Raw genomic sequence first — 23,647 nt, 5'->3', positions numbered from 1 at the left:
ACGGTTTAAACGGGAGGTTTTCTGATGAAGTTGGATCGGTATTTCGTTGCGGGCACGGCCGTCGCGGCCGTCGTTGCGGGCTGGTCGGGCGCCGCTTCGGCACAGGAAGTGCTGACCGCCTGGTTCACCAAGGGCTTCTACAAAGGCGAGGACGACGCGCTGCTGGCGGTCGTCGACAAGTTCCAGAAGGCGACGGGCGTCAAGGTCGAGCTCTCGCTCTACGCGACCGAGGATTGCGTCACGAAATCGGTCGGCGCCGTCGATGCGGGCACGCCGCCGGATGTCGGCTTCTGCACGACCTATGATTTCCGCACCACCGGCAAATGGGCCTATGACGGCAAGCTCGAGGACGTCTCGGACGTGATCGAGCCGCTGAAGTCGGAGTTCCAGCCGATGGCGCTCTCGACCACCTTCCTGATGAACGGCAAGGCCGGCAAGAAGTCATACTATGCCTTCCCGGTCGAGCAGCAGATGATGCACATCACCTACTGGAAGGACATGCTGGAGGAGGCCGGCTTCAAGGAGGCCGACATCCCCAAGACCTGGAACGGCTACTGGGACTTCTGGTGCGACAAGGTGCAGGGCGCGATGCGCGCCAAGGGCAAGCGCGTCTACGGCATCGGCCATCCGATGGGCATCGCGGCGTCCGACACCTTCTATTCGTTCCTGACCTTCGCCAACGCCTATAACGCCAAGGTCGTCGACGAGAACGGCAAGATCGTGCTCGACCAGCCCGAGAACAAGAAGGCGATGGTCGAGGCGGTGAAGTCCTACGCCAACATCTTCCAGCGCGGCTGCACCCCGCCGTCCTCGGTCAACTGGCTCGACCCGGACAACAACGTCGCTTTCCACAACCGCACCACCGTCGCCACGCACAACGCCACGATCTCGATCGCCGGCAAGCACATGGACGACATGAACAACGCCGCGCTCACCGCCGAGCAGCGCGCCACGGCCAAGAAGAACTACGAGGACAACATCCGCACGGCCGAGTTCCCGCTCAAGGCCGACGGCAGCAAGATGACCAACCTCGCCGCGGTCAAGACGGCGGTGATCTTCGCCGACGCCAAGAACAAGAAGCGCGCCAAGGAGTTCATGGCCTTCTTCATGAAGGACGAGAACCTGCGGCCCTTCGTCGAGGGCTCGGCCGGCCGCTGGGTGCCGACGACGCTGAAGGGCATCGAGGCGCCGTTCTGGTCGGATGGCAAGGACCCGCATCGCGCGGTCGTCTACAAGCAGTACAAGGACGGCACGGTGCCGTTCCAGTTCGTCTACAACTACAACTTCACGACCGTGAACGCCGAGAACGTCTGGGCCAAGGCCGTGAATCGCGTGGTTCAGGACAAGATCCCGGCCGAGCAGGCCGTGGACGAGATGATCGCCCGTATCAAGCAGATCGCCGGCTGATCTTCGCGCAGCTCGCGCTTGCCTCTTCGATCCGCCGCGGCGATGCTTGCCGCGGCGGAGCTTTCACCGGGTCCATTTCCAGGGAGAGTCCATGAGCACTGCCGTCATGACAGCGCCGATTTCGGCACCACGCGAGGATGCGTCGGGCTTCACGCGCGACCGCGCGATCTGGGGCACGATCATGCTGGCGCCCTATGTGCTCGTCTTCGCTGTGATGGTGGTCTATCCCGTTGGCTACGGCCTCTGGCTCGGCCTCAACTGGAATTCCTACAAGGCGCTCTTCGCCGACCCGATCTTCCTGCGCACCGTCGTCAACACGGTCATCTTCCTGTTCGTCGCGGTGAACCTGAAATTCCTGATCGCGCTCGGCCTGTCCGGCTTCTTCGTACAGCAGCGGCCCTGGATCCGCTTCGTCCTGGTGCTCTTCATCCTGCCCTGGGCGGTGCCCTCGATCCCGACCATCCTGTCCTTCCGGGTGATGCTGAACCCGGAGAACGGCATGGTGAACCAGCAGCTCTTCCAGTGGTTCGGCATCATGGAAGGGCCGGGCTGGCTGACCGATCCGACGCTGGCTTTCGCGATGTCGATCGTCGTCCATATCTGGAAGTCGCTGCCGTTCTGGACGCTGATCCTGATCACTGGCCGCCTCGCCATCGCGCAGGACCTCTACGAGGCCGCGAGCGTCGACGGCGCCAATCGCTGGCAGCAGTTCCGCTTCATCACCTGGCCGTCCCTGGCGACGCTCTACGTCACCTCGACCATGCTCTCGATGATCTGGACGCTGGGCGACTTCAACAGCGTCTACCTGCTCAACAGTGGCGGGCCGGGCGATCTCAACCACGTGCTCTCCACGCTCGGCATCCGCTACATGCGCAACAACAACCTCGATCTCGGCATCGCCTCGATCATCGTCGCCATGCCGCTGATCCTGCCCATGGTCTTCGTGATGGTGAAGCGCCTGTCCAAGGGAGCCGAGGCATGAGGAAGTTCCTCGACGAGGGCAAGCTGATCCTGATCGCGATCCCGGTCCTGATCTGGACGCTGCTGCCGATCTATCACCTCTTCGTGCTGTCGATCTCGAACCAGGAATCGATGCTGGCCGGCAAGCTCTGGCCGGACAATCCGACGCTGCAGAACTTCCAGATCGTCTTCAACCAGCAGCACTACTACCTGCATAATTTCTGGCGGCAGCTGTTCAACAGCTTCTTCATCGCGGTTTCGACCGGGCTGATCACGCTCTTCGTCGCGACCTTCGCCGCCTTCGCCATCGCCCGGCTCAAGGTTCGCGGCGGGCGCACGATGATGAACCTGGCGCTCGCGACCTATCTGATCCCGGCCGCCTTCCTCGCCATCCCCATGTACAAGGCGATGGGTTCCTACGGGCTGCTCGATACCCAGGCTTCGCTGATCCTCGCCATGGTCGCCCTGGCCTCGCCCTACGCGATCTGGGTGCTGAAGCAGGCCTCGGACAAGCTGCCGAAGGAGCTCGACGAAGCCGCGGTGATGGACGGCGCCACCTCGCTGCAGCTCTTCCGGCTGGTCTACCTGCCGCTGATGAAGCCCTCGATGGTGGTGATCGGCATCTATGCGCTGCTGCTTGCCTGGAACGAGTATCTCTACGCCTTCCTGCTGCTCTCCTCGGAGAAGGCGGTGCCGCTCGCCGTGGGCCTCGGCCTTTTCCTCTCCGCCGACGACGCGCCCTGGAACCTGCTGATGGCCGCCGGCCTGCTCTACGCCATCCCTCCGGCGGTGATCTATTACGGTTTCCGCAAGAACATGGTCGGCGGGCTGACCTCGGGCGCGGTGAAGAGCTGAGCCAGGCCGAGGCTCGCGAAAGTCATGCTCGGGCCGAGCCCGAGCAGGCGGGACGCGGGTCGTTGCATGGCCGTGTTGCTTCGCCCCCCTCGCAATCCTGCCGAACAGGCGTCACATTGCGGGGGTTAGGCTGATGAAGACGATTTCCAGGAAAAGACGATGACCGCCTCCAAGCTCGACCAGCTCCGCGAAATGACCACCGTCGTCGCCGACACCGGCGACATCGAGGCCGTGCGCCGCCTGAAGCCGGTCGATTGCACCACCAATCCGACGCTGCTGCTCAAGGCGGTCGAGACTCCCGCATATGCCCATCTCGTCGAGGAGGCGATCGGCTGGGGCAAGAAGCAGGGCAGCGGCGAGAAGGCGGTCCACGCCGTCTGCGACCGGCTCGCGGTGAGCTTCGGCACCGAACTGACCAAGATCGTGCCAGGCCGCGTCTCCACCGAGGTCGATGCCGATCTCTCCTTCGATACGCAGGCGACCATCGAGAAGGCGCGCGCCATCATCGCAGCCTACAAGGAGCGCGGCGTCGCGAAGGACCGCATCCTGATCAAGGTCGCCTCGACCTGGGAGGGGCTGCAGGCCGCCAAGGTCCTGCAAGGGGAGGGGATCGACTGCAACCTGACCCTGCTCTTCGCGCTGCCGCAGGCGATCGCGGCCGCCGACGCCAGGGCCTTCCTGATCTCGCCCTTCGTTGGGCGCATCCTCGACTGGCACGTCAAGGCGGGCGGAGGCCCCTACACGGCCGAGACCGATCCCGGCGTCGTCTCGGTTCGCACCATCTACGCCTATTACAAGACCTATGGCATCGACACGGTGGTGATGGGCGCCTCCTTCCGCAACACCGGCGAGATCGAGGCGCTGGCCGGCTGCGACCGGCTGACCATCGGCCCGGGCCTGCTCGACGAGCTTGCCGGCGCGACCGGCGAGCTGCCCCGCAAGCTGAAGCCCGAGGCGCCGGGCAAGGCGCCGGAGAAGCTCGTCCTCGACGAAAAGGCCTTCCGCTTCGCGATGAACGAGGACGCGATGGCGACCGAGAAGTTGGCCGAGGGCATCCGCGGCTTCGTCAAGGACCTGCGCAGCCTGCGCAGGCTCGTCGCAGAGAAGCTCGGCTGAGCCGACCATGGCGGAGCGGGGGATCGCCGTCGTCACCGGCGGCGCCAAGGGCATCGGCGCCGCGGTCGCCGACAGGCTCGAGCAGGACGGTTTCGTTCCGGTCGTCTGGGATATCGCCGCTCCGGGCACGGCCGGGCGGCGCCATCTCGCCTGCGACGTCTCCGACGAACGCTCGGTCGCGGAAGCCCTCGCTTCGACCGAGCGCGAACATGGCCCGGTCGCCGTGCTGGTCAACAATGCCGGCCTGACCGGTCCCTCGACGACGGTCGCCGACACGCCGCTCGCGCAATGGCAGAAGGTGCAGGCGATCAACCTGACCGGGACCTTCCTCTGCTCGCGTGCGGTGGCGGCGGCGATGCTGCCGCGTGGCTACGGCCGTATCGTCAACATCGCCTCGCTCGCCGGCAAGGAGGGCACGCCGACCCTCGCGGCCTACAGCGCCGCCAAGGCCGGCGTCATCGCCCTCACCAAGGCGCATGGCAAGGAGCTCGCCGGGACCGGCATTCTGGTCAACGCCGTCGCTCCGGCGGCGATCGAGACCGACCTGCTCCAGCAGATGAGCGCCGAGACGGTCGCGACCATGATCGCCAAGAGCCCGCTGAAGCGCCTCGGCACGGTTGCGGAACTGGCCGAGCTGGTCGCCTGGCTCGCGAGCGAGCGCTGCAGCTTCTCGACCGGGGCGGTCTTCGATCTCTCGGGCGGGCGCGCCACCTACTGACGCATGGCTTGCGTCAGATCATTGACGCAACCGCTGCGCGGGTTTCTCATGCGGTCTGTCGAATGAGGCGGCCCCGGCTGTCGCGGCCTGCCCGGAACGGAGACGGTTGTCATGAGCACACCCTCTGAAGCTTCCACCCCTCCCTCTCTCGGTACGCATCTCATTCCGCTCCGGCGCAGCTGGGGCTGGTTGATGGCCGAGGGCATCGTCCTCATCATCCTCGGCGTTCTCGGCCTGGGCGCGGTGGCGCTGCTCAGCCTCGCGAGCGCGATCTGGTTCGGCGCGATGATCTTCGTCGGCGGCATCGTCGTGCTGATCGACGCCTTCCGACACCAGGGCTGGAAAAGCCGCCTGTGGCACCTGCTGATCGGCGTGCTCTACGTCGCGGTCGGCGTGATGACCTTCGTCAATCCGCTCGTCGCCACGGCTTCGCTGACCCTGCTGGCCGGTGCGGCCCTGGTCGCGACGGGCGTGCTGCGCCTCGTCATGGCCTTCCAGAACCGGGAACTGCCCTATTGGGGCTGGGTCGCCTTCTCGGGCGTGCTGTCGCTCTTGCTGGGCGGCATGATCCTGGCGCAGTGGCCGGGCTCCAGCCTGTGGGTGCTCGGCACCTTCCTGGCGATCGAGCTGATCTTCCAGGGCTGGGCGGCGATCGCGCTGGCGCGCGCCATCCGCTCGACCTTCGACGGTGTCCGCTCGAAGGGCTGAGGCAAGGAAGCTAGCGCCCGGCCGGTTCGATCAGAGCAGTCGGCTGGGCCAGCGAGAGCTCCGGCGGGAGCGGAGGCGCATCGCGGAAATCGCGGAAGAAGCTGCGGCCGCCGGCCGCGGCAGCCTGGAGCTGTCCCTTCCAGCCCTTCTCGCCTGATTTTCCGCCAAGCCCGGTGAAATCGCCCTCGATCAGGTGATCGCTGTTCCGGCCCTTATAGACCAGCACGCCGCGTGCGGTGACGACGACATCGCCGCGGCGCAACGTCGGATCCTTCAGATACCAGTCGGGATCGCGCTGCGGATCGAGCTTGACGATCGGCGGCTTGGGCTTGGAGGTCGTCTCGGCCGAGGCGGCGCGTTTCCGGCGCGGCTTTACCGTAACGTTGAGCGGATCATAGGGCTCGACTTCGACCCACCGGCGCGGCTGTGGCTGCCCGAACAGCGCCTTGGCGAGATCGTCGAGGAAGCCGGCGGCACTGGCCGGCATGGTCGCGGCGATGCTGATCGCGGCTGCGACACACACGACACTGCGCAACTGTCCCGTCATTCCGTCGGCCTCCCCCTGCGGAGACACAACTGACGAGTCGGCGGGAAGTTTCAACCCCATGGCGCCAGCGCGCTTAACGAGCGGTCAACCGGCTGCCGCTGCCGGAGGTTCGCATCAACCTTGATGCATCGATCTTGAATCACCTTTCCGTGTCCGGCCTTCTCCGCCATGGCTTTTCCTTCAAGTTGATGGATCGTCGCACCGTCCCGCGGGCATCTGCCGGAGGCCGCCATGGCCAGGGTCGTCGCCTTCCTTCTCGCAATGTCCTTCGCCGCCGTGCAGGCGCAGGCTCAGTCCACCTGGAGCTTCGATCGCGGCACAACCGAGATCAGCTTTGTCGGGCATCGCTTCGGGGCGGTGGTCACGACGGGGCGCTTCGAACGCTATGACGGCAATTTCGCCATCGATTTCGACCATCCCGAGCGCAGCCGCGTCCGCGTGACGCTTGAAACGGCGTCGATCAAGGCGGGCTCGGCGCTGGTCGATGGCTTCATCGTCGGGCCCAGCATGCTCGATGCCGCCCGGTACCCGATGGCGAGCTTCGTCTCGGAGAGCGTATCGCGCACCAGCGAGCACAGCCTCGACATTCGCGGCAGGCTGACGATCAAGGGCGTGACCCAGCCATTCACCGTCACGGCGAACGTAGCCGGCGATATCGAGCGGGCGAAGCGCGGCGACGCGCTGCCCTTCCAGGCCAGCGGCAGCTTCCTGCGGCCGGCCTATGGCATCGGCCAAGACGTCAACGTCGTCGACGATCGCATCGACATCGTCATCAAGGGGCGCCTGAGGCGATGAGCTGCAGCCCCGATCGGCCGGCGCGGTGGCATCCGGCCAGCGTTGCGCTGCACTGGCTGACGCTCCTGCTCGTGCTGTTCCAGTTCTGGATCGCCGGCCCGATGCGAGACGAGAGCCGCGATCTCATCTCCCGCTTCGAGCTCTACCAGCGCCACAAATCCGTGGGGCTGACGATCGCGCTCTTCGTCGTGCTGCGCCTGATGCTGCGCCTCGCTATGCCCCAACCGGAGCCATTCGAGCGCAATCCCTGGCTGCGCGGCGCCGCGGCGAGCGTCCATGCCGCGCTGTATCTTTGCCTGCTGGCGCTGCCGGTGACGGGGCTGCTCATGGCGGCAGCCGCCCCGATCCAGATCCCGACGCTCTATTTCGGGCTGTTCCCCGTGCCGCATCCGATCGGCCCGGACCCAGCCACCTACCGGCGGATGCTGTGGATGCATAATCAGCTCGGTAACATCCTGATCGGGCTTGGCGCGGTGCATTTGGCCGCGGTGGCCGTCCATATGCTGCTCTGGCGCGATGGCCTGCTCGGCCGGATGTGGTTCGGCCAGCGCTGGCGTTAGTCGCTCTCTAGCGGTTCGGCTCCGCCTGGCCGTTCTCGGCGGCCTCCGCAGTCACGGCTTCCGTTCTGGCCGGCTCGCTGTGGAACATGGTGCGGCCTCCGGCGGCTGCGGTTTCCAGCTTCTGCTTCCAGCCTTTGGGGTCGCTGCCGCCAAGGGCGGCGAAATCGGCCGGGCGTGCCGCATCGCTGTCGCGGCCCTGATAGACCAGCACGCCGTTTGCTGTGACGACGATATCGCCTCGCCGCAGAGTCGGGTCCTTCAGATACCAGTTCCGGTCGGCCTGCGGGTCGAGCTTGACGACCGGGGGCTTGGGCTTCGACGAGGTCTCGGGTGCCCGCGGGCGGGGCCTGGCCCGCGGCCGCTCGTCGTCGAACTCGTAGATCGGCGAGGCGTACAGGCGGGGCTGACCGAAGATCGCCCGCGCCAGGCCGTCGAAAAGCCCCTGTGCCCTGGCGCCGGGCGCGGCCGTGACGGCGATCAGAGCCGCCATCCCGAACCGGATCGCAAATCCATGTCTCATGGCCGAGCCCTCCGCGTCGTCGTCTCCTCAACGACGATTGGTCGCGAAAGGTTCGGCTCCGGTTCAGGCGCGGGGGCGAATTTTCACCGTGGCGCGATCAGCGCTTGCCCTGTGCCGCGAAAGCTTCCGCCCGGATCGTCGAGAGCGACTTCGCCGGGGTGATCGCTTCGGGATCGAGCAGGCAGTGGATGATCGCGGGCTTGCCGCTCTTCACTGCGCGCTCGAAGGCTGGCGCGAATTCCTCGGTCTTCTCGACGCGCTCGCCATGGCCGCCGAAGGCCTTGGCGTAAGCCGCGAAATCCGGGTTCTTCAGCGTCGTCGCCGAGACGCGGCCGGGATATTCGCGCTCCTGATGCATGCGAATCGTGCCGTACATGCCGTTGTCGACCACGACGATGATCACCGGCAGGTCGTATTGCACGGCGGTTGCGAAATCCTGGCCGTTCATCAGGAAACAGCCGTCGCCGGCAAAGGCGACGACGGTGCGTTCCGGGAAGATCCGCTTGGCGCCGATGGCAGCCGGCACGCCATAGCCCATCGAGCCCGAGGTCGGCGCGAGCTGCGTCGCGAACTTGTTGAAGCGGTGGAAGCGGTGCACCCAGGTCGCGTAATTGCCGGCGCCGTTGCACATGATGGCGTCGTCGGGGAGCTGGCTGCGCAGCCAGCGCACCATCTCGCCGGGATGGAACTCACCGGCCACGGGCGCCGGTTGCTCGCTCCAGGCGATATAGGCCTCATGCGCGGCCGCGCTCGCGCCCTTCCAGGCCGGGTCCTTCGGCGGCTCGAGCTTCGTCAGAGCGGCACAGAAGCCGGCCGGCGAGGCGTTGATCGCCAGCGTCGGGCGATAGACCCGGCCGAGCTCTTCCGGATCGGGGTGGACATGGACCAGCGGCCGGCCCGGATTGGGGATGCCGAACAGGGTGTAGGACTGGCTCGGCATCTCCGAGAGACGCCCGCCGATCAGCAGGACGAGGTCGCTCTCCTTGATGCGGGCAAGCAGCTTGGGGTTCGGGCCGATGCCGAGATCGCCGGCGAAGTTCGGATGGTCGGCCGGGAACAGCATCTGGCGGCGGAAGGAAACCGCGACCGGCAGATCGAAACGCGCGGCAAACGCCTGGAAGTCGGCGATCGTCTCCGGACTCCAGCGCGAGCCGCCGAGGATGGCGATCGGCGACTTGGCCGCGGCGAAGCGCTTGGCGAGTTCGTTCATCTGCACCGGCGAGGGGTGCTGCTCGGTGATCTCATAGGGCTCGGCGTCGGCGACGTCGGCGAGGTCGGTCAGCACGTCCTCGGGCAGCGCGATCACCACGGGGCCGGGGCGGCCGGAGGTCGCGACATGGAAGGCGCGGCTGATGATCTCCGGAATGCGCGCGGCATCGTCGATCTCGGTCGCCCATTTCGTCATCGTGCCGAAGACGGCGCGGTAGTCGAGCTCCTGGAAGGCCTCGCGCTCGCGCATGCCGCGCTCGATCTGGCCGACGAAGAGGATCAGCGGGGTCGAGTCCTGGTCGGCGATATGGATGCCGGGCGAGGCATTGGTGGCGCCGGGGCCGCGCGTCACGAAGCAGATGCCGGGCTTGCCGGTGAGCTTGCCGGCGGCCTCGGCCATCATGCAGGCGCCGCCTTCGGCCCGGCAGATGGTGACCTTCATCGAGGCGTCGTGCAGGGCGTCGAGCACGGCGAGATAGCTCTCGCCCGGCACGCAGAAGGCGTCGGTCGCGCCATGGATCAGAAGCTGGTCGACGAGGATCTGCCCGCCGGTACGATTAGCCATTGCTCTTGTTCCCTTGCCCTTGCCGTCATTGCGAGGAGCGCAGCGACGAAGCAATCCAGGGGGACGTCGAGCGAGCCCTCCTGGATTGCTTCGCTGCGCTCGCAATGACGGTGAGTGTCATCGCGCCGGCCCGCCCCAGGCCGGATCGTTCAAAATGTCGTCAGCATGCTCGCCGAGCCGCGGGCTCGGGCGCCCGGCGACCTGCCGCACGCCGTTCATGACGATGGGCGAGGCGACGGTCGGAATATGTCCTGCCTTGGCGGCCGCGCTCGGCAGGTCGACCCTGACGCTGCGCGCGATCACCTGCGGGTCTGCGAAGACCTCGCCGATATCGTTGATCGGCCCGGCGGGCACGCCGACCTTCTCCAGCCCGGCCAGCAGATCGGCCTTGGCATAGCGCTGGCAAAGCAGGTGCAGTTTGGCGGTCAGCGCGACGCGATTCTTCACCCGCGATTTGTTGTCGAGATAGTCGGGGTGGTCGGCCAGCGCCGGTTCGCCCAGGACTTCGCAGAGCTTGCGCCACTGCCCGTCATTGCCTGTCGCGATGATGATGTGCCCGTCCGCAACCGGGAACACATCATAGGGCACGATGTTGGGATGCGCGTTGCCGAGGCGCGGCGGCGGGTTTCCGCCGACGAGATAGTTCATCGCCTGGTTGCCGAGCACCGCGACCTGCGAGTCGAGCAAGGCGAGGTCGAGCGTCGCGCCTTCGCCGGTCGTGTCGCGCTGGCGCAGTGCCGAGAGGATGCCGACCGTGGCGTAGAGCCCGGTATAGATGTCGGCGACGGCGTAGCCGGCTTTCATCGGTGCGCCCTCAGGCTCGCCGGTGATCGACATCGCCCCGCCCATGCCCTGGACGAGGAAGTCGTAGCCGGCGCGCGGCGCATAGGGGCCGTCCTGCCCGAAGCCGGTGACAGAGCAATAGACGAGCTGCGGGAATTGCTTGCGCAGCGAGGCCGCGTCGAGCCCGTACTTCTCGAGGCCACCGACTTTGAAGTTCTCGACCACCACATCGGCATGGGCGGCGAGCCGCTTGACCAGCGCCTGCCCCTCCGCTGTGCGGAAATCGGCGGTGATCGAGCGCTTGCCACGATTGGCGGCGTGGAAATAGGCGGCCGAGAGATGCTCCTCGCCGGTGCCTTCGACGAAGGGAGGGCCCCATTTGCGGGTGTCGTCGCCTTCCGGCGCCTCGACCTTGACGACATCGGCGCCGAGATCGGCGAGCAACTGGCCGATCCAGGGACCTGCGAGGATGCGCGCCAGTTCGAGGACGCGCAGGCCGGTAAGCGGTGGGGTCGTCATGGCGGGTTCGACTCGGGCGTCATGGTCGGGCTTGACCCGACCATCTCCGGGGAGGTTCACGAGGGACGAGATGCCCGGGGCGAGCCCGGGCATGACGCCTTGTTGCGCTCAGAAGAACGCCTGCAGGCCAGTGATCGCCCGGCCGAGGATCAGCGCATGGACGTCATGCGTGCCCTCATAGGTGTTCACCGTCTCGAGGTTCGCCGCATGGCGCATCACCTGATACTCGATCTGGATGCCATTGCCGCCGTGCATGTCGCGGGCCTGGCGGGCGATGTCGAGCGCCTTGCCGCAGTTGTTGCGCTTGACAAGAGAGATCATCTCCGGGGCCATCTTGCCCTCGTCGAGCAGGCGCCCGACGCGCAAGCTGCCCTGCAGGCCGAGCGTGATCTCAGTCAGCATGTCCGCGAGCTTCTTCTGGTAGAGCTGCGTCTGGGCCAGCGGCTTGTTGAACTGCTTGCGGTCGAGCCCGTACTGGCGGGCGCGGTGGAAGCAGTCCTCGGCGGCGCCCATGACGCCCCAGGAGATGCCGTAGCGGGCGCGGTTGAGGCAGCCGAACGGGCCCTTGAGCCCCGAGACGTTCGGCAGGATGTTGTCTTCCGGCACGATGACGCCGTCCATGACGACCTCGCCGGTGATCGAGGCGCGCAGCGAGAGCTTGCCGCCGATCTTCGGCGCCGAGAGGCCCTTCATGCCCTTTTCGAGGATGAAGCCGCGGATCTGGTTATCATGCGCGGCCGACTTCGCCCAGACGACGAAGACGTCGGCGATCGGCGAGTTCGAGATCCACATCTTCGAGCCGGTCAGCTTGTAGCCGTCGGCGACCTTCTCGGCGCGGGTCTTCATGCCGCCGGGATCGGAACCGGCATCCGGCTCGGTCAGGCCGAAGCAGCCGACCCATTCGCCCGAGGCGAGCTTGGGCAGGTACTTCTGGCGCTGCTCTTCGCTGCCATAGGCATGGATCGGGAACATCACCAGCGAGGACTGCACGCTCATCATCGAGCGATAGCCGGAATCGATGCGCTCGACCTCGCGGGCGACGAGACCGTAGGAGACGTAGTTGGCGCCGGCGCAACCGTACTTCTCGGGGATCGTCACGCCGAGCAGGCCGAGCGAGCCCATCTCGTTGAAGATGGCGCGATCGGTCTTTTCCTCGAGATAGGCGTCGTGGACGCGCGGCGCGAGCTTCTCCTGCGCGTAGGCGCGGGCGGTGTCGCGGATCAGCCGCTCGTCTTCGGTGAGCTGCTCGTCGAGCAGGAAGGCATCGTCCCAGTTGAGCTGCGCGAGCTTGTGGCTGCCGGCCATGGTGTTCGTCTCCCGATATTCAGACCGTCATGGTCGGGCTTGACCCGGCCATCCCGGAAACCAGTGTCTTCTTGTCATGAGTTTCCCGGGTCGCCGCTGCGCAGCACCCGGGAATGACGTTCCGTGTCACGCGTCCACGTCGAAGCTGACGCCCTGCGCCAGCGGCAGGGTGGTGCCGTAGTTCAGCGTGTTGGTGGCGCGGCGCATATAGGCCTTCCAGGCGTCCGAGCCGGCCTCGCGGCCGCCGCCCGTCTCCTTCTCGCCGCCGAACGCGCCGCCGATCTCGGCGCCCGAGGGGCCGATATTGACGTTGGCGATGCCGCAATCCGAACCCTCGTCCGAGACGAAGAGCTCGGCCTCGCGCATGTTGAGCGTGAAGATCGAGGAGGACAGGCCGGCGCCGACCGCGTTCTGGATTGCGATCGCCTCGTCGATGGACTTGTACTTCATGACATAGAGGATCGGGGCGAAGGTCTCGCGCTCGACCGGGCCACACTGGCTGGGCATCTCGACCAGGGCCGGGCGGACATAGAAGCCGCCGACGCCGACATCGACCTTCTCGCCGCCATGGACCTTGCCGCCCTCGGCCTTGGCCTCGGAAAGCGCCTTCTGCATGCCCTGATAGGCGGCCTCGTCGACCAGCGGGCCGACCAGAACGCCTGCCTCGCGCGGATCGCCGATCTTCACCGAACCGTAGACCTTGGCGAGCTTCGGCACGAGCTGGTCGTAGACGCTCTCATGCACGATCAGGCGGCGCAGCGTGGTGCAGCGCTGGCCGGCGGTGCCCATCGCCGCGAAGGCGATGCCGCGCAGCGCGATGTCGAGATCGGCGGAGGGGGCCACGATCGCGGCGTTGTTGCCGCCGAGCTCGAGGATGGCGCGGGCGAAGCGCGCGGCGAGCTTCTGGCCGACTTCCTTGCCCATGCGGGTCGAGCCGGTGGCGGAGACGACCGGGACGCGGTGATCCTGGACCAGAATGTCGCCGATCTCGCGGCCGCCGATCAGGACCTCGGAGAGGCCGACCGGGGCCTCGGGGCCGAAGCGCTTCATCGTCTTCTCGACGATGGCCTGCACGGCGAGCGCGGTCAGCGGGGTCTTCTCGGAGGGCTTCCAGACGACGCTGTCGCCGCAGACGAAGGCGAGCGCCGCGTTCCACGACCAGACCGCGACCGGGAAGTTGAAGGCCGAGATCACGCCGCAGATGCCGATCGGGTGCCAGGTCTCCATCATGCGATGGTTCGGGCGCTCGGTGGCGATGGTCAGGCCGTAGAGCTGGCGCGACAGGCCGACGGCGAAGTCGCAGATGTCGATCATCTCCTGAACCTCGCCGAGGCCTTCGGAGGTCACCTTGCCGGCTTCCAGTGTCACCAGCAGGCCGAGGTCGGTCTTGGCTGCGCGCAGTTCCTCGCCGAGCAGGCGCACGAACTCGCCGCGCCGCGGCGCCGGCACCTTGCGCCAGGCGAGATAGGCGGACTGGGCCCGGCCGATCGCGGCCTCGGCCTCGGCAGGCGAGGTTTCGCGCAGGGTCACCACGGTCTCGCCGGTGATCGGCGAGCGCGCCGACAGACCGGCATCGGCATAGGCCGCGTCGGAGACCCCGAGGCGCTTGAGCAGGGCGAGCGTGTCTTTCGGCAGAGCTGTGGCCATTTTCGTCTTCCAGCGGTCGCGGCGGGTGCCAAAGGGCTGATAGCCCCGAGGCGCATGAACAATTGGCGCGGAAACCGGAGCTGCCGCGCTTTGGGGCGGGAGAATGCCCTCTTTCATGGGCGCGCGGCAACCGATATGTTCTCACCACTTGGTGAGTATTGCTCATGGATGACGCGCTTGTTCCCGGCCGCCTCTCGGTGCCCTCGCTGTCCGCGCTCGCCGCCTTCGAGGCGGCTGCCAGGCATGGCAGCTTCACCCGCGCAGCCGAGGAGCTCAACCTGACGCAGGGGGCGGTCAGCCGCCAGGTCGCACATCTGGAGAAGACGCTCGGCGTCAGCCTGTTCGAGCGCGTCAAGAAGCGCGTCAGCCTGACGGCGGCCGGAGCCGCCTATGCCAACGAAATTCGGGATGGTCTGTCGCGCCTCGCGGCTGCAACCGTCTCCGCCATGGCCTTTCGCGGCGCGGCCGGCGTGCTCAATCTCGCCATCCTGCCGACCTTCGGGACGCGTTGGCTGATCCCGCGCCTGCCGCGCTTCACCGAGGCGCATCCGGGGATCACCATCAATTTCACCACCAAGCTGGTGCCCTTCGACTTCGCCCGCGAGCAGGTCGACGCCGCCGTGCATTTCGGGGCCGAGAGCTGGCCGGGCGCCCGGCTGCACCGGCTGATGGGCGAGGAGGTCGTGCCGGTCGCCGCGCCCTCCCTGCTGGTGCGCACCGGCATCGCCGAACCGGCCGACATGCTGCGCGTGCCGCTGCTGCAGCAGTCGACCCGGCCGCGCGCCTGGGCCAACTGGCTGGAGCAGCAGGGGCTGGCGCCGGAGCGGGCGCTGATGGGGCCGCGCTTCGAGCAGTTCGCCATGATCGCACAGGCGGCCGTGGCCGGGCTCGGGCTCGCCATCGTGCCGCGCTTCCTGGTGGAGGAGGAGCTGCGCTCCGGCTCGCTCGTCATCCCGATCGACCGGCCGGTCACGGGCAAGGACGGCTATTACCTCGTCTATCCCGAGGAGAAGGCCAACCTGCCGACGGTCATCGCCTTTCGCGACTGGCTGCTGGGGGAATGCACGCCCGCGAGCTGAGCCGCCTCTCGACAAGCGCGCCGCGCTCGGTCATTCATGCGCGAAATTCACCAACCCGGCTTCCTGCCGAAGCCGGCCGCGCGAGGCCTGCCATGCCGCCCGTCTCCGAAAGCGCCGATGTCGTGATCTGCGGAGGTGCCGCGATCGGTTCCTCCGTGGCCTATCATCTCGCGGCCGACCCCGGCTTCTCCGGCAAGGTCGTGGTGATCGAGAAGGATCCGACCTACCGCTTTTCGGCTTCCGCGCTCTCCGCCGCCTCGATCCGGCAGCAATTCTCCAGCGCGGTGAACATCCGCATTTCGCTCTTCGGCATCGATTTCCTGCGCAATATCGGCCAGCACCTCGCGGTCGACGGCGAGGTTCCGGCCATCGATCTGCATGAGGGAGGCTATCTCTATCTCGCGAGCGAAGCCGGCGCGCCGATCCTCGAAGCCAACCAGAAGCTGCAGGCGGCGGAGGGCGCGGATATCGCGCTCTACGATCCCGCTGCGCTGAAGCAACGCTTTCCCTGGCTCAATGTCGAGGACCTCGCCTGTGGCACCTTCGGCGTCAGCGGCGAGGGCTGGTTCGACGGCTGGGCGCTGCTCCAGGCCTTCCGCAAGAAGGCGCGAAGCCTCGGCGTCGAGTACCGGCAGGGCGAGGTCGCGCGTTATGTCACCGAAGGCAGCCGGGTGACGGCGGTCGAACTCGCCGATGGCAGCCGCATCGCCTGCGGCGCCGTGGTCAATGCCAGCGGCACCCATGGTGCGAAGCTCGCGGCCACGGCGGGCGTTTCGATCCCGGTGAAGTCGATGAAGCGCTACGTCTTCACCTTCACCTGCAAGGGCGATGTCGAGGGCTGCCCGCTCTTGATCGACACCACCGGTGCCTGGTGCCGGCAGGAAGGCAAGCGCGGCAGCGACGGCCAGCTCTTCATCGGCAGCTGCTCGCCCTTGACGCCCGAGCAGGATGTCGAATGGATCGAGACCGATCCTGCCGCCGAGGATGTCGATTGGGGCTTCTTCGAGGAGGTCGTCTGGCCGTCGCTCGCCACCCGCATCCCTGCTTTCGAGCAGATCAAGCCCGGCCGTGCCTGGGCCGGCCCCTATGACATGTGCGGGCTCGACCATAACGCCATCGTCGGCCCATCGGTCGGCTTGCCGAATCTCTATCTCGCCAATGGCTTCTCCGGCCATGGCCTGCAGCAATCGCCCGCGGTCGGTCGCGGGCTTGCCGAGCATATCGCGCATGGCAGCTATCGCTCGCTCGACCTTGCCGATCTCGGCCACGAGCGCATCGTTGCGGGCCGGCCGCTCAAGGAGGCCAACGTCATCTGACGAGGAGCCCGCCCCATGGTCGATCCCGCCTATGTCCGGACCATGGCCCGCTACAACGCTTGGCAGAACCGCAGCCTGATGGCGGCGGCAGACGGGCTGACCGATGAGGCGCGCAAGCTCGATCGCGGCGCCTTCTTCAAGTCGATCCACGGCACCTTCAACCACATCCTCTGGGGCGACGAGACCTGGCTCAGCCGCCTGACCGGCAGCGAGAAGCCTGCCGTCAGCGGCCGCGACTCGGCGATCTATTTCGAAGGCTGGGCGCAGTTCTGCGCGCGCCGCCGCCAGCGCGACCAGGCGATCCTCGACTGGGCCGAGAGCGTCGAGGCGAATTGGTTGCGTGGCACGCTGATCTGGTACTCCGGCGCGGCCGGACGCGAGATCGGCAGGCCGCGGGCCTTCGTGATCGCGCATTTCTTCAACCACCAGACCCATCATCGCGGTCAGATCCACGCGATGCTCACCGCCGCCGGCGCCAAGCCTGATGACACTGACCTCTTCCTGGTCGACGAGCCGCGGTGAGGGCGATGTGGCGGACCGGGACGCTCCGATAGCGCTCTACCTCTCCCCAGCAAGCCCGGTTAGCACGGGGAACCCTCTCCCGGAGGGAGAGGGCAGGGTGAGGGGTAAGCCGTTGGACACTGTCGCCGTGACCTGACCGCTGCGCCGTTGGGGCCTCGCCGTACTGGTCCAGCGGCCGACGCTTACAGGAGAGAGGTTCCCTGCGCCGTTTCGGCTTGGTCGTCCGCTTGGGTTTCAGCCAGCTTTCTCCGCGGGAGTTGGCGTCAGCGCGCGTTGCTTTGACCGCTTGCTTTGCTCGCCCTCGTCCCGATCCGGCGGCACCGCGGCGGTCACGTTCTGGCTGAGCTTCTGGAAAAGCCCGAGCCCGACCAGCGTCAGCACGGCGAGCAGCATCAGAAGGCCGGGATAGACGAGGTTGCCCATCGTCTCGCGCGAGGTCTTGGCGATCAGCACGAGGGATTCGAGCGAGAGCGCCACGATCATGATCGACATGAACTTCGTCAGCGAGCCGCGCGCCTCGGCCGGCCGGCGCATCTCGCGGTCGGCCACCACCTCCTCCTCGAACAGGAACTTGCCGACATCGGCGACCGCCACCGCGATGATCACGAGGCCGATCGCGTCGAGCATCGTGTCGAGCGCGCCCTCGCCGGTCCAGAAGCCGTGCGAGGTGCGCCAGATCGCGACGCCGATCAGGACGATCGAGGCGCCGAGCAGGGCGAAGGCGATGATGGTGTAGAGCAGCCGGCTGAACAGCGTCATGTCTTCCCCCGATGCGCTTGCAGGCGACAACGGCCCGCGTCACGGCCGGTTCCGTCTGGGGCAGTCGAGGGACAGTGGAGAATGCCGGACGTTGTCGCGCTTATCGCGAAATCTTGCATGGCTGTTCCCGCAGCCGCGCGATTGCCGGCCGTCGTGACCCGTGCTTCAAGCGCAGAGTTCCGCTGGAGCGCTTGGCATGCCCGAGACGACGAACCTCCTGACCTTCGCCCTGATCGCGCTGGGCATGGTGCTCACGCCTGGACCGAACATGATCTACCTGATCTCGCGCTCCATCGCGCAAGGCTTCGGAGCCGGATTGATCTCGCTTGCCGGCGTGGCGCTCGGCTTCGTCGTCTACATGCTCTGCGCGGCTTTCGGCATCACCGCGCTGCTCTTCGCCGTGCCCTACGCCTATGACGCGCTGCGCCTGGCGGGAGCGGGCTATCTGCTCTGGCTCGCCTGGCAGGCCGTGAAGCCCGGCGGTCGGTCGCCCTTTCACGTCCGTGAACTTCCGCCGGATGGTCCGCGCAAGCTCTTCTTGATGGGTCTCCTGACCAACCTGCTCAACCCCAAGATCGCGATGCTCTACCTCGCGCTGCTGCCGCAGTTCATCGATCCTGCTGCCGGCGACGTGCTGGCCCAGTCGCTGGTTCTCGGCTCGGTGCAGATCGCCATCAGCGTCAGCGTCAACACCGTGATCGCGCTGGCGGCGGGCGGGATTGCCGTCTTCTTGCGGACACGGCCGTTCTGGGCGCTGATGCAGCGCTGGCTGATGGGCACCGTGCTCGCCGTCTTTGCCCTGCGCATGGCGACGGAAGCGCGCCGCTGACGGCCCGATGACCACGCTCGAAACCGCGACGGACGTGCCGCCGAGTTTGCCGGCGCTCTTCACCGGCTTCCTCAAGATCGGGATGATGGGCTTCGGCGGCGTCGGCCCGGTCGCGCGTCACATCATCGTCGCCGAGCGCAACTGGCTGGACGATCGCGCCTATGCCGAGCTGATGGGCATCTGTCAGGCGCTGCCCGGCGCCAACACCGTCAATGCCGCCGTCATGCTGGGCGACCGCTTTCGCGGGACGGCCGGCGCGCTCACCTGCGTCTTCGCACTGATGGCGATGCCCCTGCTCGCCTTGGTCGCGATCGCGAACGTCTACGATGCTGTCTCCGATCACCCGCTGGCGCAGGTGGCGCTCACCGGTGCCGCGGCGAGTGCCGCCGGGCTGATCCTCGGCACCGCCGCGCGGCTGCTGACCAAGGCCGGGCTGGCCCGCTGGGCCTGGCTCATGGCGGCCGCCGCCTTCCTCGCCGTCGGGCTGCTGCGGCTGCCGATGCTGCCCACCCTGCTGGTGCTGGTGCCGCTCGGCCTTGTCGCGGCGTCCCTGGGAGCGCGACGGATCTGATGGAACGCGGCATCTTCGGCCAGCTGGTCATCACCTTCGGCACCATCTCGCTGATGGCGATCGGCGGCGCCAACGCCGTGGTGCCCGAGGTCCATCGCCAGATCGTGGAGATTCTCGGCTGGATGGACGCGCCGACCTTCGCGCGTCTCTTCGCCATCGCCCAGACAGCGCCGGGGCCGAACGTCATGCTCGCCAGCATCGTCGGCTGGCATGTCGCCGGCACGAGCGGCCTGCTCGTGGCGACGGCGGCGATGCTGCTGCCATCCTCGCTGCTCGCTCTCGCCTGCAGCCGGGGCCTGCAGCGCTTCAGCGACAACCGCATCGTCCGGATCGTCACGCTGGCGCTGGTGCCGATCGCGCTCGGCCTGATGCTGGCGAGCGGCGCCGTGGCGATGCTGGCCGCCGATGCCGGGCTTTTCGGCTTCGCGATCACGGCCGCGACGGCGGCCGTGACCTACCGCTCGAAGGTCAATCCGCTCGTACCGATGGCCGTGGGCACGGCGGCCTATGTCGCGGGCTGGTGCGTCGGCCTCGCCTGACGGCTTTGTTCAGGCCGCCAGGCGGATCATTTCAGCCTCGGCTGCGGGCAGGCGACCTGCGGTCAGAGCCGTGCCGACCTCGGCCAGGATCGCGCCGAGCGCCTCGAAATCCGCCTTGCGCGGCGAGGTCCGGCGCCAGGCGAGGCCGATCGAGCGGCTGGGGCCCGGGGCGGCGAAGCGGAACAGCCTGACCGGCATGTCCGGGCGCAGCTCGACCGGCAGTGCCATCGCGGGCATCAGCGTGGTGCCGAAGCCGTTCGCCACCATCTGCATGATGGTCGAGAGGCTGGAGGCGCCGTATTGCCGGCGCGAGCCGCCGGGGGTCGTCCGGCAGAAACTCAGGGCCTGGTCGCGCAGGCAATGGCCTTCCTCGAGCAGCAGCAGGCTCTCGCCGGCGAAAGGTGCATCCGGTCGGAAAGGCGGAGCGTTCGGCGACGTCTCCACTGGCACGGCCAGCAGGAAAGGATCGTCGAACAGGGGCAGGGTCTCGATGCCGGGGCGCTCGATCGGCAGCGAGAGCAGCGCGACGTCGAGCCCACCCTCGATCAGTTCGTCCAGCAGCGTCGCGGTCTGCGTCTCGCGCAACCTCAGATCCAGCGCCGGATGGCGCCGCTGCAGCAGGGGCAGCGTCGCCGGCAGCAGATAGGGCGCGATCGAGGGGATGACGCCGAGGTCGAGCTCGCCGCTGAGCAGGCTACGGCGATGGCGCGCATGGTCGATGAGATCGCTCGTCTCCAGCAGGATGCGGCGGCCGCGCTCGGCGATCTCGGCGCCCATCTCGGTCAGCGCCACGGCGCCGCGCCGCCGCTCGACGAGCTGGCAGCCGAGAAACGCTTCCAGTTCCTGGATCTGCAGCGACAGAGCCGGCTGGCTGACATGGCATTCCTGCGCGGCGCGGCCGAAATGGCGATGCCGGGCGAGGGCGGTGAAATAGCGGAGCTGTTTCAGGGTGAGCATATCGATAAGATAAACTTATCGATGGTCGCCGTAAACGGTATTGGACATTGTCGCCACATCGGGCTGTTAGTTCCTCCAATTCGAAACCGTCCGCGCATCCGCTGCGGGCGGCGGCCGCTCGTCAGGAGGGAATGAGCCATGTCAGCCAATGATCCGAAGAACCCGCAGGTTGGCGTCACCATGACGACCTCGGCCGGCGCGCCGATCCCGGACAACCAGAATTCGATCACCGCCGGCGAGCGCGGCCCGGTCCTGATGCAGGACTACCAGCTCATCGAGAAGCTGGCCCATCAGAACCGCGAGCGCATTCCGGAGCGCGCCGTCCACGCCAAGGGCTGGGGCGCCTATGGCACGCTGAAGATCACCGGCGACATTTCGAAATACACCAGGGCCAAGGCGCTGCAGCCCGGCACCGAGACGCCGCTGCTGCTGCGCTTCTCGACCGTCGCGGGAGAGCTCGGCGCGGCCGATGCCGAGCGTGACGTGCGCGGCTTCGCGATCAAGTTCTATACGCCCGAGGGCAACTGGGACCTCGTCGGCAACAACACCCCCGTGTTCTTCGTGCGCGACCCGGTGAAGTTCCCCGACTTCATCCACACCCAGAAGCGCCACCCCAAGACCAACATGCGCTCGCCCACCGCGATGTGGGACTTCTGGTCGTTGTCGCCTGAGAGCCTGCACCAGGTCACCATCCTGATGTCGGATCGCGGCCTGCCGACGGATGTGCGCCACATCAACGGCTATGGCTCGCACACCTATTCGTTCTGGAACGACAATGGCGAGCGCTATTGGGTGAAGTTCCACTTCAAGACCATGCAGGGCCACAAGCACTGGACCAACGAGGAAGCCGAGAAGGTTGTCGGCAAGACCCGTGAATCCACGCAGGAAGACCTGTTCAACGCGCTGGAGCGCGGCGAGTATCCGAAGTGGAAGGTCCAGGTCCAGATCATGCCCGAGCTGGACGCCGAGAAGACCTCCTACAATCCCTTCGACCTCACCAAGGTCTGGCCGCATGCGGATTATCCGCCGATCGACATCGGCGTGATGGAGCTCAACCGCAATCCGGAGAACTACTTCGCCGAGGTGGAGAACGCCGCCTTCTCGCCGTCGAACATCGTGCCCGGCATCGGCTTCTCGCCGGACAAGATGCTGCAGGCCCGGATCTTCTCCTATGCTGACGCCCATCGTCACCGGCTCGGCACGCACTACGAGAACATCCCGGTCAACCAGCCGAAATGCCCGGTCGCGCACTATCATCGCGATGGTCAGATGAACACCTATGGCGGCATCAAGACCGGCAATCCGGATGCCTATTACGAGCCGAATTCCTTCGGCGGGCCGAAGGAGCAGCCCTCCGCCAAGGAGCCGCCGCTGAAGATCTCGGGCGATGCCGACCGCTACAACCATCGCATCGGCAATGACGACTATGGCCAGCCCCGCGCGCTGTTCAACCTGTTCGACGCCGGCCAGAGGGAGCGCCTGTTCTCCAACATCGCCGCGGCGATGGGCGGCATTCCGCAGCATATCGAGGAGCGCCAGCTCGCCCATTTCGACAAGGTCCATCCGGACTATGGCAACGGCGTGCGGCGCGCCCTCGCCAAGGCCGATGGCCGCGAGCGCCCGGCGATCTCGGTGACCGAGAACACGCCCCAGCGCGCGGCCGAGTGAGCCCGCTGCCCTGACGGGCCGACACCGGGGCCCGCCTGCATGAGCAGGCGGGCCTTTTTTCTGTTGCCCATGGGAGCAGAGGTGCTGGAAGCGGCAGGTCTCCCGATCGGGTTGGAAGCGGAGACTGGCGCTCAGCCCCACAATGAGGCGCGGCAGAAAGGGCCGTCGGGCAAATTCTCCGAATGCGCTTCATCATCCAGGGGAGTGCCGGCAACAGGCTTCGGCCTCCCATCTCGGCTGGGCAGCTCGTCGGATGCGGGATGTCGCGTACTAGGCGGGACGACCGGAGCGAGGAACGACGACCGAATTCTGGTGATCCCAGTGCAATCGCCGGTAATCGAACCCCGCTTCGATCACCGGCTTGATGATCTGAAAATAGGGAGAAATGTCGAAGTCGCGCGGCGCGTAGAGGCTATGGTGCCGAATGTGCAGAATTTCGTCCCGGGAATGCAGGCTGACGGCGCGATCATGGCACGGCAGATGGTCGATCTGGGGCAGAATGGGATAGTGTACCGACTGAAATGCCTCGGCGATCAAGGAGGAGCAGATTGCACGCGTCGGCAGTCCGCTGCCAAGCGCGATCATGCGGCGGCGCCAGCGCACGGGAATGAAGGGCAGCGGGTGCAAAAAGCGCGCAAGGTCGACCACGTTCCGCAGATCGTATTGAAGCCCGAGATGATCGACCATGAAACGCACCACCTCCTGCTTCTCCGCGAGGCTAAGTCCGACCGGGCGGCAGATGCGCGTCGTGAAGTTCTCGTACTTGCTTAGCGGAACCGCAATGCACCCCTTTGCAAGGTCCATCTCGATCAGCATGGGTTCGCTTCGTGAGATGGCGTTCACATCCGGCATATCGCCCACATAGAGCGCCGCGTGAGACCATGTCGATTGCGTCAGATATTTTATGACCGTCGAGACTTTCTGGTTGCCCTCGACCAGGACGATATCGGCTGGTTCGAGCACGCGGCGCAGTAGTTCCGGATCGCAGGGCGTAAACGGCTTGTAGGCGCTCGATGGCCGCGTGATCAGCCGAACGAGCATCCCGCTGCACGCGCCAAGTATTCGATGAATCGCAAACATTTTCGCATTCATCCATAGCCGTCATCAATACAGATCTGTGCTCCAGCTTCGCAGTTCAAGGGGCGGTGGACTCTTGGGTTTGCTGCAATCCGCCGCGCCTCCTAGTCTCGCAA

At 66.6% G+C, this 23,647-nt stretch carries 24 protein-coding genes; 15 read left to right on the top strand and 9 right to left on the bottom strand.

Annotation, left to right across the window (positions count from 1 at the left end; all coding sequences use genetic code 11):
• The first annotated feature begins 24 nt into the window (after positions 1–24).
• From B5Y19_RS09610 to B5Y19_RS09585, 6 genes are all read left to right on the top strand, one after another.
• Positions 25–1,407: an ABC transporter substrate-binding protein gene (locus B5Y19_RS09610; RefSeq protein ID WP_055728765.1), complete on the top strand. Its 1,383-nt coding sequence runs from the start codon at positions 25–27 to the stop codon at positions 1,405–1,407.
• A gap of 106 nt (positions 1,408–1,513) precedes the next feature.
• Positions 1,514–2,389, top strand: coding sequence for an ABC transporter permease subunit (locus tag B5Y19_RS09605; RefSeq protein ID WP_197282444.1), 876 nt, complete (start codon positions 1,514–1,516; stop codon positions 2,387–2,389).
• Complete coding sequence (locus B5Y19_RS09600; RefSeq protein WP_055728763.1) at positions 2,386–3,222, top strand: carbohydrate ABC transporter permease; 837 nt, start codon at positions 2,386–2,388, stop codon at positions 3,220–3,222. Before B5Y19_RS09605 ends, B5Y19_RS09600 begins: the two co-directional genes overlap by 4 nt.
• 159 nt (positions 3,223–3,381) lie before the next feature.
• A complete protein-coding gene (gene tal, locus B5Y19_RS09595) occupies positions 3,382–4,338 on the top strand; it encodes a transaldolase (RefSeq protein WP_055728762.1) in 957 nt (318 codons plus the stop codon).
• 7 nt (positions 4,339–4,345) lie between these two features.
• On the top strand, positions 4,346–5,056 hold the full coding sequence (locus B5Y19_RS09590) for an SDR family oxidoreductase (RefSeq protein WP_055728761.1): 711 nt from the start codon (positions 4,346–4,348) through the stop codon (positions 5,054–5,056).
• Positions 5,057–5,167: 111 nt separating this feature from the next.
• Positions 5,168–5,764 (top strand): HdeD family acid-resistance protein, encoded by a 597-nt coding sequence (locus B5Y19_RS09585; protein ID WP_055728760.1) that lies wholly within the window; start codon positions 5,168–5,170, stop codon positions 5,762–5,764.
• A 10-nt stretch (positions 5,765–5,774) separates the two neighbouring features.
• On the opposite strand, the gene B5Y19_RS09580 is transcribed toward B5Y19_RS09585, so the two are convergent.
• Entirely contained in the window at positions 5,775–6,311 is a 537-nt protein-coding gene (locus B5Y19_RS09580; RefSeq protein ID WP_139384329.1) for a hypothetical protein, read from the bottom strand.
• Positions 6,312–6,542: 231 nt separating this feature from the next.
• Here B5Y19_RS09580 and B5Y19_RS09575 point away from each other — a divergent pair, with 231 nt between their 5' ends.
• Both B5Y19_RS09575 and B5Y19_RS09570 read left to right on the top strand, forming a co-directional pair.
• Positions 6,543–7,106: a YceI family protein gene (locus tag B5Y19_RS09575; RefSeq protein ID WP_055728758.1), complete on the top strand. Its 564-nt coding sequence runs from the start codon at positions 6,543–6,545 to the stop codon at positions 7,104–7,106.
• Positions 7,103–7,666, top strand: a complete 564-nt coding sequence (locus tag B5Y19_RS09570; RefSeq protein ID WP_079591387.1) for a cytochrome b — start codon at positions 7,103–7,105, stop codon at positions 7,664–7,666. Before B5Y19_RS09575 ends, B5Y19_RS09570 begins: the two co-directional genes overlap by 4 nt.
• Before the next feature lie 7 nt (positions 7,667–7,673).
• On the opposite strand, the gene B5Y19_RS09565 is transcribed toward B5Y19_RS09570, so the two are convergent.
• The 5 genes from B5Y19_RS09565 to amaB all read right to left on the bottom strand — a co-directional run bounded on the left by B5Y19_RS09565 (position 7,674) and on the right by amaB (position 14,214).
• Entirely contained in the window at positions 7,674–8,186 is a 513-nt protein-coding gene (locus tag B5Y19_RS09565; protein WP_139384328.1) for a hypothetical protein, read from the bottom strand.
• Between the two features lie 97 nt (positions 8,187–8,283).
• Entirely contained in the window at positions 8,284–9,960 is a 1,677-nt protein-coding gene (locus B5Y19_RS09560; RefSeq protein ID WP_055728755.1) for a thiamine pyrophosphate-binding protein, read from the bottom strand.
• Positions 9,961–10,077: 117 nt separating this feature from the next.
• Positions 10,078–11,262 carry a CaiB/BaiF CoA transferase family protein gene (locus tag B5Y19_RS09555; protein ID WP_079591386.1) on the bottom strand — a complete coding sequence of 395 codons (1,185 nt, stop codon included), beginning with the start codon at positions 11,260–11,262 and terminating at the stop codon, positions 10,078–10,080.
• A 108-nt stretch (positions 11,263–11,370) separates the two neighbouring features.
• Positions 11,371–12,567, bottom strand: coding sequence for an acyl-CoA dehydrogenase (locus tag B5Y19_RS09550; protein WP_055728753.1), 1,197 nt, complete (start codon positions 12,565–12,567; stop codon positions 11,371–11,373).
• A gap of 126 nt (positions 12,568–12,693) precedes the next feature.
• Positions 12,694–14,214: an L-piperidine-6-carboxylate dehydrogenase gene (gene amaB / locus B5Y19_RS09545; protein ID WP_055728752.1), complete on the bottom strand. Its 1,521-nt coding sequence runs from the start codon at positions 14,212–14,214 to the stop codon at positions 12,694–12,696.
• A gap of 164 nt (positions 14,215–14,378) precedes the next feature.
• On the opposite strand from amaB, the gene B5Y19_RS09540 reads away from it, so the two are divergent.
• The 3 genes from B5Y19_RS09540 to B5Y19_RS09530 all read left to right on the top strand — a co-directional run bounded on the left by B5Y19_RS09540 (position 14,379) and on the right by B5Y19_RS09530 (position 17,131).
• Complete coding sequence (locus tag B5Y19_RS09540; protein WP_055728751.1) at positions 14,379–15,293, top strand: LysR family transcriptional regulator; 915 nt, start codon at positions 14,379–14,381, stop codon at positions 15,291–15,293.
• Between the two features lie 92 nt (positions 15,294–15,385).
• Entirely contained in the window at positions 15,386–16,609 is a 1,224-nt protein-coding gene (locus B5Y19_RS09535) for an NAD(P)/FAD-dependent oxidoreductase (RefSeq protein WP_055728750.1), read from the top strand.
• Positions 16,610–16,624: 15 nt separating this feature from the next.
• Positions 16,625–17,131, top strand: coding sequence for a DinB family protein (locus tag B5Y19_RS09530; protein WP_055728749.1), 507 nt, complete (start codon positions 16,625–16,627; stop codon positions 17,129–17,131).
• 234 nt (positions 17,132–17,365) lie between these two features.
• Here the strand turns inward: B5Y19_RS09530 and B5Y19_RS09525 are convergent, their stop codons facing one another.
• The gene (locus tag B5Y19_RS09525; protein WP_055728748.1) at positions 17,366–17,890 is read right to left on the bottom strand and encodes a hypothetical protein; all 525 of its coding nucleotides are present in this window, start codon (positions 17,888–17,890) and stop codon (positions 17,366–17,368) included.
• Positions 17,891–18,086: 196 nt separating this feature from the next.
• Here B5Y19_RS09525 and B5Y19_RS09520 point away from each other — a divergent pair, with 196 nt between their 5' ends.
• From B5Y19_RS09520 to B5Y19_RS09510, 3 genes are read left to right on the top strand one after another with little or no spacing between them, the layout of a single operon-like run.
• Complete coding sequence (locus B5Y19_RS09520; RefSeq protein WP_055728747.1) at positions 18,087–18,719, top strand: LysE family translocator; 633 nt, start codon at positions 18,087–18,089, stop codon at positions 18,717–18,719.
• Between the two features lie 7 nt (positions 18,720–18,726).
• The gene (locus B5Y19_RS09515) at positions 18,727–19,290 is read left to right on the top strand and encodes a chromate transporter (protein WP_055728746.1); all 564 of its coding nucleotides are present in this window, start codon (positions 18,727–18,729) and stop codon (positions 19,288–19,290) included.
• Positions 19,290–19,829 (top strand): chromate transporter, encoded by a 540-nt coding sequence (locus tag B5Y19_RS09510; protein WP_055728745.1) that lies wholly within the window; start codon positions 19,290–19,292, stop codon positions 19,827–19,829. Before B5Y19_RS09515 ends, B5Y19_RS09510 begins: the two co-directional genes overlap by 1 nt.
• 9 nt (positions 19,830–19,838) lie before the next feature.
• On the opposite strand, the gene B5Y19_RS09505 is transcribed toward B5Y19_RS09510, so the two are convergent.
• Positions 19,839–20,786, bottom strand: a complete 948-nt coding sequence (locus B5Y19_RS09505) for a hydrogen peroxide-inducible genes activator (protein WP_055728744.1) — start codon at positions 20,784–20,786, stop codon at positions 19,839–19,841.
• 138 nt (positions 20,787–20,924) lie between these two features.
• Here B5Y19_RS09505 and katA point away from each other — a divergent pair, with 138 nt between their 5' ends.
• Entirely contained in the window at positions 20,925–22,454 is a 1,530-nt protein-coding gene (gene katA / locus B5Y19_RS09500) for a catalase KatA (protein WP_055728743.1), read from the top strand.
• A gap of 270 nt (positions 22,455–22,724) precedes the next feature.
• On the opposite strand, the gene B5Y19_RS09495 is transcribed toward katA, so the two are convergent.
• Positions 22,725–23,546, bottom strand: coding sequence for a C40 family peptidase (locus B5Y19_RS09495; protein WP_342060152.1), 822 nt, complete (start codon positions 23,544–23,546; stop codon positions 22,725–22,727).
• Positions 23,547–23,647: the final 101 nt, after the last annotated feature.

Origin of the sequence: Allobosea thiooxidans (assembly GCF_900168195.1) — a bacterium.
Classification (GTDB): Bacteria; Pseudomonadota; Alphaproteobacteria; order Rhizobiales; family Beijerinckiaceae; genus Allobosea; species Allobosea thiooxidans.
The sequence above is the reverse complement of the archived record's forward strand: the minus strand, read 5'-3'. Positions and strand labels throughout refer to the sequence as shown.